11 protein-coding genes are annotated in these 13,152 nt (G+C 39.8%); 7 read left to right on the top strand and 4 right to left on the bottom strand.

The features are described from left to right. Positions 1-18: 18 nt before the first annotated feature. Positions 19-978 carry an MDR/zinc-dependent alcohol dehydrogenase-like family protein gene (locus tag NIES592_RS11740; protein ID WP_073555816.1) on the bottom strand — a complete coding sequence of 320 codons (960 nt, stop codon included), beginning with the start codon at positions 976-978 and terminating at the stop codon, positions 19-21. Between the two features lie 37 nt (positions 979-1,015). On the opposite strand from NIES592_RS11740, the gene NIES592_RS11745 reads away from it, so the two are divergent. Further along, the gene (locus NIES592_RS11745; protein ID WP_084552288.1) at positions 1,016-2,041 is read left to right on the top strand and encodes a ChaN family lipoprotein; all 1,026 of its coding nucleotides are present in this window, start codon (positions 1,016-1,018) and stop codon (positions 2,039-2,041) included. A 442-nt stretch (positions 2,042-2,483) separates the two neighbouring features. On the opposite strand, the gene NIES592_RS11750 is transcribed toward NIES592_RS11745, so the two are convergent. The 3 genes from NIES592_RS11750 to NIES592_RS11760 form a co-directional block, all read right to left on the bottom strand. Continuing rightward, entirely contained in the window at positions 2,484-3,290 is an 807-nt protein-coding gene (locus tag NIES592_RS11750) for an inositol monophosphatase family protein (protein ID WP_062250535.1), read from the bottom strand. A gap of 127 nt (positions 3,291-3,417) precedes the next feature. Continuing rightward, on the bottom strand, positions 3,418-4,854 hold the full coding sequence (locus NIES592_RS11755; RefSeq protein WP_073555817.1) for a BCD family MFS transporter: 1,437 nt from the start codon (positions 4,852-4,854) through the stop codon (positions 3,418-3,420). A gap of 204 nt (positions 4,855-5,058) precedes the next feature. Further along, positions 5,059-5,484, bottom strand: a complete 426-nt coding sequence (locus NIES592_RS11760; RefSeq protein WP_143168366.1) for a hypothetical protein — start codon at positions 5,482-5,484, stop codon at positions 5,059-5,061. A 76-nt stretch (positions 5,485-5,560) separates the two neighbouring features. Here NIES592_RS11760 and NIES592_RS11765 point away from each other — a divergent pair, with 76 nt between their 5' ends. The 6 genes from NIES592_RS11765 to NIES592_RS11790 all read left to right on the top strand — a co-directional run bounded on the left by NIES592_RS11765 (position 5,561) and on the right by NIES592_RS11790 (position 13,083). Further along, positions 5,561-6,241, top strand: coding sequence for a response regulator transcription factor (locus NIES592_RS11765; protein WP_073555819.1), 681 nt, complete (start codon positions 5,561-5,563; stop codon positions 6,239-6,241). Between the two features lie 264 nt (positions 6,242-6,505). Beyond that, positions 6,506-7,798 (top strand): sensor histidine kinase, encoded by a 1,293-nt coding sequence (locus NIES592_RS11770; RefSeq protein ID WP_073555820.1) that lies wholly within the window; start codon positions 6,506-6,508, stop codon positions 7,796-7,798. A 137-nt stretch (positions 7,799-7,935) separates the two neighbouring features. Beyond that, positions 7,936-8,181: a hypothetical protein gene (locus NIES592_RS11775; protein ID WP_073555821.1), complete on the top strand. Its 246-nt coding sequence runs from the start codon at positions 7,936-7,938 to the stop codon at positions 8,179-8,181. Positions 8,182-8,523: 342 nt separating this feature from the next. Next, a complete protein-coding gene (locus NIES592_RS11780; protein ID WP_218600599.1) occupies positions 8,524-10,926 on the top strand; it encodes a TonB-dependent receptor plug domain-containing protein in 2,403 nt (800 codons plus the stop codon). Positions 10,927-11,318: 392 nt separating this feature from the next. After that, on the top strand, positions 11,319-12,104 hold the full coding sequence (locus NIES592_RS11785; protein WP_256678118.1) for a hypothetical protein: 786 nt from the start codon (positions 11,319-11,321) through the stop codon (positions 12,102-12,104). Positions 12,105-12,144: 40 nt separating this feature from the next. Beyond that, complete coding sequence (locus NIES592_RS11790; RefSeq protein ID WP_073555824.1) at positions 12,145-13,083, top strand: ABC transporter ATP-binding protein; 939 nt, start codon at positions 12,145-12,147, stop codon at positions 13,081-13,083. The last annotated feature ends 69 nt before the right edge of the window (positions 13,084-13,152 follow it).

Below are 13,152 nucleotides of genomic sequence, written 5' to 3' on the forward strand. Positions count from 1 at the left end.
CTCTACACACTCCCCCCACTACCAATTCTCCATTTCCAATAGCACCTTTAACACACCTTTTGTTTGAGCATATCTAAAAGCTGCTATTGCTTCTGTAAGTGGGTAACAGGCTTGAATGAGGGGTTGTACGTCCACTTTCTCTTGTGCAAGTAGTTCGAGTGCGGGTGCAAACGGGCCGCAACGCGAACCAATCAGAGTAATTTCATCGACTACCAAAGTAGAAGCATCTAGACTGAGATTGCCAGCATAGGTACTTTTGAGTACCAGTGTACCACGGGGACGTAAAGCACGGCGAGCGATCGCAAATCCTTCAGCATTGCCTGTACATTCTACGGAAATATCAAAAGTCCTGTCTGTCACCGCATCCGCAAAGCCTGTTTTGATGCCTCGTGCTTCTAAATTAACCAGCTTATCACGATGGCGTCCCACCACCAAGAGATCACAACCAGTCAAAGCCAAAGTTTGGGCTACTAATTGCCCTAGCTTACCATCCCCAACGACTAACACTTTGTCATTGGGATGCAATGCTATCTGCTGCTGAATCTGCAATGCCGCAGCTACAGGTTCAGTGAATGTTGCGATTGCTGTAGGAACACTCTCTGGTACAAGATGAAGATTTTCTACAGGTAAACACAGATAGTCAGCAAAAGCACCATTGCGGTTAACAATACCCAGCACAGTCCTGTTTTCGCAATGAGTTGAATTCCCGCTACGACAAAAGCGACATTTACCGCATACAGCGTTAATTTCACCGACAACACGGCGATTGACTAAGTTTTCTGGGCCTTGTTCCACAACACCGACAAATTCATGACCTAAAATGCCAGTGTAGGGGTAATAGCCTCTGGTTAGTTCCAAATCAGTGTTACAAATACCGGCACATAAAACCCGTACTAATGCTTCCCCTGGTGGCGGTTCAGGGATGGGAATATTAGTACGTAATTGCAGTTGCTTGTTTTCTAGCCACAGTCCTTTCATATTAATAGCTGAACCTATCCAGCGTTGTGTAAAGAAAATGACACTATTTATGCAAACTAAGTTACTGGCATACGCAAGAATCTTAGCAAATGAACAGCAAAGCTTCCCAAGCAAAAAACTATTCTTTTACCTCTTAACTTTGACTTTTTACTTTTTACTCTCGACTTTACCTGCTTGCGCTGCAACAGTCAAAAGTTCCTGTCCTCCCAAGTTAGTCATGGCTGCACCACCTAGCAATGTAGATACAATCTTTCCAGATTGGGATAAAAGTTGTGGCAAACCAGAGAATTTTATTTACAGTCGTCAACAGATGTTGACAGAACTAGCAGAAGCAAATGTGGTGTATCTGGGGGAAACTCACGATAGTTCTGTGGATCATCAAAATCAACTGCAAATTATTCAGGAACTTCAGCGGCATCATCCTAAAATTGCTGTTGCGATGGAGATGTTTCAGCGTCCCTATCAAGGTGTTGTTGATCAATATCTAGCAGGTAAACTGACTGAACAAGAACTAGTAGAGAAAAGCGAGTACGAAAAACGCTGGGGTTTCCCTTGGGAATATTACACCCCGATTCTCCGGTTTGCCAAAGAAAAACAACTACCAATTTTAGCTTTAAACACCCCGACAGAAATTACACGCAAAGTTGCACGTCAAGGTCTAGAAAGTCTCACTGCATCCGAAAGGAAATTTATTCCGCCTTTTTCAGAAATTCGTACTGATAACCAAAAGTATCAACATTTATCACTACAAGCTTTTCAACAGCATCAAAATAATGGACACGGTAATAATTCTGGTGCTGAACGCTTTTTTTTGGCGCAAGTGCTATGGGATGAAACAATGGCAGAAGGAATTGCTGAGTTTGTCAAAGCCAATCCAGATTATCGAGTGGTGGTGTTGGCTGGACAAGGACATATTGTTTACGGTTACGGAATTCCTAGCCGGGTTGCACGTCGTCTTGGGGGTAAGAAGTTGATGCAGCTATCTGTTCTGTTGAGTCCTACCCAAGAAACTATAACTGGTAAAGATGAGGTGGCGATCGCTGATTTTATTTTTAAATTATAGATTGAAGTAAGGTTTTGCGTATAAGTTTGGTTTTTTTTAACGCAGAGGCACGCGGAGGGTACGCGGAGGTACGCAGAGTTTTCTAGTAATAATTTGTGATGTTTTCTTCTGCTATCTGCCTTCTTCAAATAGCAAGTAGTAATTTCAGTGTCATCTCTGGTGTGAAGAAGGCTGAGTGTGGATGAGATTAATAGTATCTAAAAACCACATCAGGTTACGAAAACCTATCTGGGTGGCAGCAATTGACACAATTACGACTAAGATTCCGCCTGAAAGCTTTGTATAGTAAGCGTTTTGCTATTGGTGCAGACCTATATTCGGTACTTAATCGATGAAACTATTGCAGTCAAAGGGATTAAGGTACTTTTTATGGACTAGCTGATTTTTACACCTACCCATCTGCACCATAAAGTCAATCAAGCAACTTGGAGAATGCCAAAGTTCAAATCTTGAAATTTTCCAAATATGGCTTAAATGTAGATACCAATTCTGGACGACTGACAACCAAAGTGGGGAAAGAGCGATCGCTATAATCAACACCAGCAGATAAAGGAAAAGGTTCTGAGTTGAGTGAGATCCAACTTCCTCCCGCAGCTTTAACTATTACCCAAGCAGCAGCTAGATCCCAGACTTTTGGTGTTGCTTCCACACTACCTAATACTGCTCCTGTGGCGACTGTCAGGAAGTTATAGCTGGCAACCCCCAACATCCTAATTTTACAAGGAAAATCTTGTTTGATTACCGAGGTACTACGGGAACAGAGGTTAAAAAAGTGATGCTGACTCGGCTCTTCTTCACTAGTATGAATCGGGTGATAATTGCGAAAAGCCCCCGTGGAAGCTCCTAGACCCGATGAACCTTCCCAGAAGCCGTGGAATGATTCTTTCAGTGGTGGCACGTAAACATATCCGAAAATAGGTGTGCCCTTATACAGCAACCCTAGTGAAATTGACCAAATGGGAATACCACGCGTAAAGTTAGTAGTGCCATCCAACGGATCAACTACCCAACACCATTCTGTACCAGGAAAAACCTTGTCACCCTCTTCAGTCAAAATTCCATAATCAGGAAATGTAGAGGCGATCGCATTTCGCAATTCTTGATCAGCCCACTTATCAGCACGGGTGACTAAAGAACCATCAGCTTTATGGGAAGCTTGTACTTGCCCAAAATCTTCCATTAACTGCTTACCTACCCTGGCGGTAGTAATTTGGGCAAATTCTAAAACTGTAGTCCAAAATTCAGTCATTTGATAAATAAATTTGTTGTTAGTTGTTTGTTGTTGGTTGTTTGTTGTTTGGGTGTTGTAACAATCAACTATCAACTACCAACTATCAACTACCAGCAATCAACCAGCAACAACCAACAAATTAAGATTAATCTAACTCGCTTTCCAATATAGATGCGATCGCCTGTTTAGCATTGCGTTGAAATTCTGTGACATTCACCTTAGCTAATAATCCCAGCGCCAGCAATATAACTACGGCTTGTATGGTAAACACCAACCCATAGGCAAACAATGGCGTTGTCAAGAAAGATTTACCTAAGTTTAGCACTGCGCCACCAGAAACCGTAGCTAAGGCCCTTGCCATTGCTTGCGCTAACCCCCAAGCACCAATGAATGTACCAGCAGTTTCGGCAGCAGTTAAATCCAGCATTAAACTTAAGGCTCCAGTAGTAGTGACACCAGATGCAAAACCAAACAAGGTCAAACTCCATTGCAGGAATTTGGCATTAGCTGTAGTCCCTGCTAGGACAATGATGATTAAGCAAACTGCCACAGCCACACATCCGAGCTTGGTTGTATTTTTCTTACCCAAACGTGGAGCAATCAAAAAGCCTGTCAAACTCAAGCCAATGAGCGTCCCTGTACCGAAAAAGGCATTAAGTTTTGTGGTTTCGGCAATAGTCATTTTAAAGACTTCGCCGCCGTAGGGTTCCAACACCGCATCCTGCATAAACAAACTGAGTGTCATCAACAGCAAAAAAATGAAAAATATTGCTGTTTGGCGGCTAGCAGTTAACACCTGCATTGCCATACCAAGAGTAATCTTATCTTCACGGTTAATCGCTGTGGAACGCATGGTATAGCGAGAATACTTCTTTTCCACACCGACTGTTGATAGCAAACAAAGTGCGAAAGCAATACCCGGAACGATCAAAAACAGGCGGTTAACTTGAGTTTGAATGACCTCTAGGGGTGCATTTAAGGCAATTTGTCTGAGCAAACCACTGCTAATGATTGCCCCAATAATAATACCCACCATCAGCATCGACCACACAACCCCCACCAATTTTGAGCGGTTGTCTTCATCGGAAACATCGACTAACAACGCTGCAAAAGGTGTGGAACTAGCACTAATGGCAACTCCATAAAGAGCAAAAATCAAAGCTAAAAGTGCTGCCCAACCAGAAGATTGACTTGTCCAACCAGACTGCAAACTGAAGCCCAATTGCCAAACTACCTGCACAGCGAAAAATGAGACGATCGCAAATAAAGCTGCGCCAACCCAAACATAGCCACTGCGGTGATAGCCAAGTAAAGGCTTAGTATCTGACATTTGCCCAAACCACACTCTAATCGGAGCCACAAACTGATGCATTGCGATCGCCCCAGCGACAATTAGTGCTGGTACTTGCAATTCCTCAATCATGACTCGATTTAGCACTCCCAGAGTCAGAATCGACATGATACCCAATGCCATCTGAAACAGGCCTAGTCGAAACATTGTCCATAGTTTCACTTTGGGAATGGATGTGGATTTTCCTGACTCGTTTGATTCAGAACTGGGTGACACATTACTAGTTGCCATAACCACTCCCAATCAAAACAGCAAAATTACTTCACACTAACTAAGATAAACCCATTTCTTCCCCAAAATAAGTTCATAATACTTACCCAAGTTTTAAAACACCAAGTCCCAGGCAGCCAACTCACTTCAACTTTCTTTGTGTGCTTTGTGTCTTCGTGGTTCATGACCTTACCATTAGACAATCTACCTGGATACCCAAAAGAATTACTCTCTAAATTCGTAACGAGTTATACGTTTAACCGTTGGTAGATCTAATCCTAATTCCTGAGTGATTCCTGCTTCTACGGTGGCAATATCCGTAGTACGTAGTTCCAGTTCTAATTTTTTAATCGCTGAGTCTGCTGTTTTAATACTTACCTTAGTAAATCCTGCCTGCTGTTTAATCTCTGCTTTAATTGCTAAAACGGCAGTGGATAACTGAACTCTAACCTGGTTATTTGCTTCTAAATATAATTGAGTTTCAGATCCATAACTCAATATTTGGTTAGCAACGCTTTGTCCTCCAAACCAAATAATGACTGCGAGCAAGGGTAGTGCTAACCAAAGGTCTAATCCGAAAGCAAAAACCATAGATACATAGCGACTTCTCACCAGAGATTGCCACAGGCTTGAAAGAGAATGATGATGCATGGGACTTTATTGACAAAAATAAGCATTATTATAAATAAATATTCTCATCTTCATAGTCAAATAATTGACAATAGCCATGAAAATATTGGTAGTTGAAGACGATCTAGAACTCTTAGAACCTTTAAACACCGTACTATCGAGGGCTGGACATGTTGTGGATGGGGTTGATAACTGTGAAATAGCCACAGGTTTAATATCTGAGCAAGACTACGATTTACTCATATTGGACTGGATACTACCAACAGGAAGTGGTATCAACCTCTGCCAACAATATCGTTGTATGGGAAAAACGTCTCCTGTACTAATGCTCACCGCCAAGGACAGTATCTCAGATAAGATCAAAGGGCTAGATGCAGGTGCAGATGACTATGTTGTTAAACCTATAGATATGCTGGAGTTATTAGCGCGGGTGCGTGCTTTGGGAAGGCGATCGCCTGTTTGGCAAGATCAAATCTTAAAGTTTGCTGATTTACAACTAAATTTAGATACCCACACAGCACAACGACAAGAACACCAAGCTATACTTTCTGTCCGTGAATGTCAATTATTGGAATATTTTTTGCGCCATCCATATCAGGTTTTAAGTCGTGACCAACTAGAACAAGCACTCTGGACATGGGATGCTCAACCAGGTACTAATGCCATTACTGTTCAGATTCGACGTTTACGACAACGTTTACAGCCATTGGGTGCTAATGAATGGATTGAAACAGTTTATGGTTTAGGTTACCGCTTAATCAAACCTACCTCTAAATAAAAATAATTGGGCGTTGCATAAAATGATGTAGACGCGCTCATAGGGTGTGAAAACACGTGTCTACCAAAACGGTAAAACACCACGCTTAAAAAAAATAAAATCATTCCTGTGTTCAGCAACGCCAATAATTATTTATTGCTAAATTCACCTTTAATGCTCGCAAAAATTCAATACTAATACTAATTTATTTTTTCTTCCCAACTCTCGATCCTCGATCTCCTATCACTTCTCCCTTTTAGGAGAACATTGATCGACAACTAAACGATGTCCAACCTGTTTCACCGTAGTCGTCGCAACTTAGCACGTTGGTTTACTCTCTCTATGGGGAGTATTTTGATAGTATTTGCTAGCATAGTTTATTTTGCTGTTGTTAGTGATCGCCAGCGAGCTTTTGATCGTGAACTTTACAGCAAAAGCCGTGTAATGGCTGCCGGTATTCGCTACGGTCTGCGACAAGGTAAATGGCAAGTCCAACTTGATGATGTTCCTCTTTTAGGGAACAACACCCTATTTATAGAAAGATTAGAAACTGAAATTGCTTATGCTCGCTGGTACTCTCCAGAGAAAAAACTGCTACGTTTTATTAAAGAAAAACCCGCAAGCAATTTGAAAATTTCTTCAGGATTTGAAACATTACAAATAGTAGTTTCAGAAAATAAGACACAATCACCCATATGGCTACGCCAAATCACCCTGCCAGTACTGCAAGATGGGGTATTACTTGGATATCTACAAATAGCTTCTCCCCTCACTCCTGTTCAAGAAACACTCACACAGTTGCGTTTATTATTAGCTGTTGGCGTACCTTTAGGAATATTTGCTATTGCTCTGACAGGCTGGTTTTTAGGTGGACTTGCAATGCAACCCATCCATGAATCCTATGAAAGACTTGATCGTTTCACCGCTTATGCTTCCCATGAACTTAGAAACCCATTGGCTAAAGTATTAAGTCAAGCTCAATTGGGATTAATGTCTTTAAGGGAAACTGACTCAGAAGTCCGTTCTCGCTTGCACATCATTATCAAAACAACAAAAGCGATCAGTCATCTTGTTAACGATTTATTGTTTCTCGCACGTCATAAAGGAGAACTAGAGCGTCGATTTCTCAAACAAATCAATCTGGTAGAATTTTTGGAAAACCTGATCCAAGAACAAATTCTCTATTGTGAATACCAAGAAATAACCTTGACAACCGAATTTCCGACAAAAACTGTCAACATATCAGTAGAACCAGATTTATTACGTCAAGCTGTACTTAATTTACTTAATAATGCCATTAAATACACTCCTCCTGGTGGCACCGTCAAAATAAGACTACTTAGCTCATTACATACCGTAAATATTCAAGTAGAAGATAGTGGTACAGGAATTCCAGCTCAAGACTTGCCCCATATTTTCGAGCAATTCTATCGTAGTGATGCTCATCGCTCCCAAAGTGGCTTGGGCTTAGGGTTAGCGATCACTCAACAAATCGCCCAAGCCCACAGAGGTAAAATTACGGTCAATAGTATTGTTGGCAGAGGATCTTGTTTTCAAATAGAACTACCTTTGAAGTAGATCGACTTCTAACTTGCACCTAGCCCAAAACACTCTCACACTCAATATTTCCTCTCTGGAATCATCAAGCTGTTATTTTTCTGTTATTTTTCTGTGTAAAACTCTTGGTATTTAGCATAGGTAAAACCAAAAGCTATATGTACCCGAGAGTTTTTTTAGTTAATAGGCTGACTGCGATCGCTGCTGCGTTTCTAGCATCTTCACAGACACAAGCAGTCACAAATACAACTGCTGCCAAACAACACAAACCCAATGCTAAAAAATCCAAGTATCATGACACCACAGAACTATCAACAGCTACGCAAACAGAGTCACAGGAATGCAAAGATTGCAGACATCTGAGTGTTTTGCTGGTTTTAGTCTGGATCTTTTTCACCACGTAGACGCGTAGTGGCTTCCCGTATGGCAGACACCAAGGCAAACTTAGGTGTAATTGCGATCGCTGTGCTCAGTTGGATGTTAGTTCTGGCATGTGATTAGTGAGATTATGGATGCTAATTTTTTTGTTCAACTATTACTAATAAATCTCAATAGTTTGTTTTCAGATACTGCTAGTCAATACTATTAAATATTGCCATCAAAGGTATATTTTTAGTTTTGTTGACAAAAATATTAATTATTTCTGGCATTCTCTCAACAAAAAAGGCAAGCGCTAACTTGCCCGAAATTTATTAATCTCATCTTCTAGTATGCAAATCAATCTGATTTTGTTCAAGAGTTTTCTGTTGACTACTGCTTTTTTTGTGTCAACAGCTATTACTAATCCTGTTTCAGCCACTGAACCAAAAGAAGCTGACACCTACCAGAAATTGAGCGAGATTCCCAATCTTAGGGATATGCAGTTTCCTGCAATTCATGCTCAGTTTTTGATTCCAGATGTACAGGCTGATTCAAGATCCATAGCACAGACACCAACAACTACACCCATAAGCAGTCAGGAAGCTGATATTGAATTAGAAGTGATAGGTACTCCATTAGTGAACTTTATCGAAGAACGGCAAAATTCCCCCACAGGCGTTATTATTCTTGATCAGAGAGAAATTCAACGATTTAACTACAGAACGATCGGTGAAGTTTTGCGCCGTCAACCCGGTGTTGTGCTAGGAGGACCACCAGGAGAAGATAAAGATGTACGGCTTTTAGGTTTACCAAAAGAATACACGCAAATTCTCATTAACGGTCAGCGTTTCCCTGACGGTGGTGAGAACCGTGAGTTTAAAGTAGATCGCATACCTGTCAGTTTAGTAGAGCGGATTGAAATTATTAGCAATCCCACTGCTATACAAAATTCTCAAGGTGTGGCGGGTACGGTTAATATTATTTTGAAAAAAGCACCTGAAAGTCGAGTTACTGACCTCACTATTACCGGCTCAACAGAAGAAAGTGTAGGCCCTTTTGGTGGTATAAGTCTGGTTTACGGCGATAAAATTGGTAACTTTAGTTACTTACTCAGTGGTGGAATTCAACAACGAGAAGCACCTAGAGACAAATTTAAGCAAACTTTAGATATCCAGAACCGTCCTACCCAAGAAGAACGGGAAGAGGAAAACAAGAGTCTTTTGGATATTAGTCTGGCGCCGCGTTTTGTTTGGCAGGTATCTGCTAGAGATATTCTCAGCTTTGATCCTATTTTTTTGCAAACAGAGGAAGAAAAAGACGCAATCCGCAATATTACTAATCAAAAGTTCTTTTCCCCTAGTGGTAGGCTCCAAGAACGACAACAGCAAACTGTTGATCTTGATGAAGATAAAACAATTACTGGTTGGCGTTTAGGCGGTAGCTGGGAGCATCAATTTAGTTCCACCGCTAACATGAAGTTGGGGTGGTTATTCCAAAAAACGGATGAAACCAAAGATAAGGTAGAGGTGATAGAAACTACCACAACTACTTTTCAGAATGTAGTTGGTAGCCCAGTCGATTCTAGAAGACCTGTAAGAACTAATACTATCATCAAGCGTGAAGAAGAAAGAAAACCTGACCAAGAGTTATTTGCAACCTTGGGCTTTAATTTTCGCCCTTGGGAGAACCACTTGTTTACGGTAGGTATGGAAGGGAGCTTGCGCGATCGCGAGAAAAAGAAAATTACTACAGAACAACAAATAGCTCCTCAGATATTGGCTGCTGTTGAGAAAACAGCCCCCAAAGATGTTTACAGGATCGAGGAAAATCAATTCAATATCTTTGTTCAAGATGAAATTCGTCTTAGTGATCAACATACCCTCACAGCTGGATTGCGAATAGAAACAGTAGATCACAAAGCTACTGCAGGTGATAGCAGTACTGTTGAGCAATCGGGTACAACCTTGAATCCATCCCTACACTACAAATATCAAATGTTCCCAACAACTGTTTTTCGCCTCAGTGCTGCACGAACAGTTCGTCGTCCCAAATTTGATGACTTTGTCCCTTTCCGTGAAACGAAAAATGGTACTTTACTACAACCTGATGTGATTGGTAATCCAAAATTAAAGCCAGAGACTTCTATTGGCGTTGAAGCAGGAATTGAACAGTCCTGGGGAAATCATACCGGGGCTTTCGGTCTTAATGCTTTCTATCGCTGGATAGATGACAAAATTGAAAATGAAATAAACCTTAACCCTGAAAATAATCGCTATGAACAATCACCCAGAAATGTTAGAAATGGCAAAGTTTATGGTTTGCGGCTTGACCTGCAAACACGCACGCCTTTTCTAGGCTTACCAAACTTAACCCTATTTGGCAATATCTCTTTCCTTGGTTCCGAAGTAAAAGATAAAATTAGTGGGGAAATTCGCCGTTTTAGAGAACAACCAGCATATGTAGCCAATTTGGGTTTTGACTACACCATTCCAGAGTGGGGTATGAATTTTGGTTTGACTTACAATATCCTACCCGGCTTTGAAAATAGTCAACTCAAAGATGGAAAAAATGAAGTTACTAAGCAAGCAGGGGAAAACAGTTTAGATGCTTATATGGGATTTCGTTTAGCGGATAATATCCAAGTGAGTTTATTTGGTAAAAACTTGCTAGCCAATGAAAGAAGCAAAACTCGTAGTATTTTTAGCTCTACTGGTGTGTTTGAAAATTCACGCGTTGAGAAAGAGATAGCAGAAAGACTTTATGGAATAAGTTTGTCATGGCAATTTTAAATAGCCTCATGAAGTATCAGCATTTTCAGAACATGCTATCTCAATTGTTATGATGCTTCAACTATACATCCTGTATTTGGGAGGTGACCGATTATAGAAAAAATCCATTTCAGTTAATATTAATTAGGACTTACCAATGGCATATAACTTTCAGCTCCTAATGAAGACTTAAGTCCTCAGTACAAAAAACAACATCTTTGTTTCATTTTCCTGCTTTTTTGATATCGGGAAAAATTATACGGAATTGCTAATCTACGTCAAGCATTTTTCAGGGTTGAAATATGAATGAACCACAACATCGCATCAGCAGAGAAATAGCTGCAGAAGTTTTTCAGCTAGCTGCTGAATTATACGCTCAAAAACAACAAGAGTATTCTCTACAAGAACTAATCATGATTGGAGAAGAAGCACAAATTCCGGCCGAGTTTATTCAGCAAGCTGTTGAGCTAATTAAAGCCAAGCAAAAAAATCAAGAGATTCAAATTAACAATAAAACCAATAGATTTAAACTGGCTGTGCTGGGAGTAGCAGCAACATTTATAACTTTAATAGTAGGTGGATGGGCATATAAACAATTATCTGCTAGTAACAGTAGTCTGAAATCTCCTGTAGCAATTTTACCAAGTGAAAATGATAGTAAAGTTAGTGGAAATGTGGAACGTTACTTAATGAATAAAGAAGGTTTAGTAGATGGACTTTTACTCAGTAATGGGAAACAAATTAAAGTACCGCCTCACATGAGTCAGCAAGTAGTAAATGCTATAAAACCAGGAGATGCTGTAGATGTAGTTGGGAAGTTAGGTAATTCCAGTGTTTATGGACAACAAATAGAAGCACGCACAATTATGAACAATGCAACTAAAGCTCTTGTTGCAAAGCAGCCTAAACAAAAAAAAGCAAAAATACCAAAACCTAATGATTTTATCAATTTTAGAATTAATGAACCTGTCCAACATTGGTTAGTCAATGATAAAGGAGAAATTCGCAGCGCTATTTTAACATCTGGAACTCAAGTCCACTTTGCTAAACCTTTAGCAAAAAGCTTAAATAAAGTAGCTAAAACAGGTAGTCAAATTAAGGCGGAAGGAGTAGGTAGAAAAACTGCTCATGGTTCTGTTTTAGAAGTTATTACTCTACAAATTGATGGAAATTTATTGCCTGATGCTAATTCAATTTAGCATTAAAATTTAAGCACTACAAATCTATATATTCTCGGACATGAAAAAGTTAATAACAAAAAATCCAGTACCATCCTTGGTGCTTGATATGCTGCGGATTTTGCTTACCTATCCCCATTGGTTAGCAGCCGCAGTTGTATCTACTATTATTGTTGCAGCTTTAGAACCGAGTTTGTCATGGATGGGTAAAAAAGTTGTAGACGATCTCAAGCAAGGTGGTACTGACATCAATGCATCATTAGTCAATTATATTTTAGTATTTGGAGGTTTATTGTTTGGGCTGGGCTTAATTAAATTCGGAGACAAACTGATAGATAAAATTTATGAAGCTCGGTTGATTATTTGTTTACAAAGAACATATTTGCAAAGGCGAAATCAAGAGCGAGATGCGGAAGATATTTCCCATATTCTCTATCACTGCAATCGTGCGAAACCAGGATTAGATATTATCCATAAAGATTCTTGGAAAATTATCTCTCAGACTACTTCAGTTGTCATTTGGCAACTAACCTTAGCACCAAAATGGTTACCAGCTTTATTAATTGCAGTAATTCCACCAATTTTAATTGGATTGATTTTTGGTCAATTCATTCAAAAAGCTAGTTTAAAAATGTTGACTGCTCAAGAAAATATTGCTGCTTCAACTACAGAAGCTAAAAAATTGGAATTAATTGAGCATCAAGAGTTATTTTTCCGCCATACGATTCAATTGGAGGTGTTTAAATCGGGAACAGAAATTTTAATGGATTTGATTACTTGGTTTGGTTTATTGGTACTAGTTTTACTTTCTTCTGTTTTTCATATAGGAGTAGTACCAAAAGAGGTTCAAGCTGGAGATTTAGTGTTATTCTGGGGGAATTTAAATTTACTTTCTAAACCTTTGGGAGATATTGTCAAAGTATACAACAAAGCTAGAGAAGCTTATCCTGCTTTAATCCGGGTGTTACGTCCATCTGTTTATGTTAAAGAGGAAACATAAAAATTATACAATGCCAGATTGCGATCGCTCATCAGTTTTTTGGTACTATTTTCGGAATTTTTATCATTG

This window comes from Fischerella major NIES-592 (assembly GCF_001904645.1).
In the GTDB taxonomy this organism is placed as follows: Bacteria; Cyanobacteriota; Cyanobacteriia; order Cyanobacteriales; family Nostocaceae; genus Fischerella; species Fischerella thermalis.

Excerpts from the sequence above, each read along its gene's own strand:
- NIES592_RS11740 (WP_073555816.1), bottom strand. The coding sequence starts at position 978 with ATGAAAGGACTGTGGCTAGAAAACAAGCAACTGCAATTACGTACTAAT.
- NIES592_RS11745 (WP_084552288.1), top strand. The coding sequence starts at position 1,016 with ATGACACTATTTATGCAAACTAAGTTACTGGCATACGCAAGAATCTTA.
- NIES592_RS11750 (WP_062250535.1), bottom strand. The coding sequence starts at position 3,290 with ATGACTGAATTTTGGACTACAGTTTTAGAATTTGCCCAAATTACTACC.
- NIES592_RS11755 (WP_073555817.1), bottom strand. The coding sequence starts at position 4,854 with ATGGCAACTAGTAATGTGTCACCCAGTTCTGAATCAAACGAGTCAGGA.
- NIES592_RS11760 (WP_143168366.1), bottom strand. The coding sequence starts at position 5,484 with ATGCATCATCATTCTCTTTCAAGCCTGTGGCAATCTCTGGTGAGAAGT.
- NIES592_RS11765 (WP_073555819.1), top strand. The coding sequence starts at position 5,561 with ATGAAAATATTGGTAGTTGAAGACGATCTAGAACTCTTAGAACCTTTA.
- NIES592_RS11770 (WP_073555820.1), top strand. The coding sequence starts at position 6,506 with ATGTCCAACCTGTTTCACCGTAGTCGTCGCAACTTAGCACGTTGGTTT.
- NIES592_RS11775 (WP_073555821.1), top strand. The coding sequence starts at position 7,936 with ATGTACCCGAGAGTTTTTTTAGTTAATAGGCTGACTGCGATCGCTGCT.
- NIES592_RS11785 (WP_256678118.1), top strand. The coding sequence starts at position 11,319 with ATGATTGGAGAAGAAGCACAAATTCCGGCCGAGTTTATTCAGCAAGCT.
- NIES592_RS11790 (WP_073555824.1), top strand. The coding sequence starts at position 12,145 with ATGAAAAAGTTAATAACAAAAAATCCAGTACCATCCTTGGTGCTTGAT.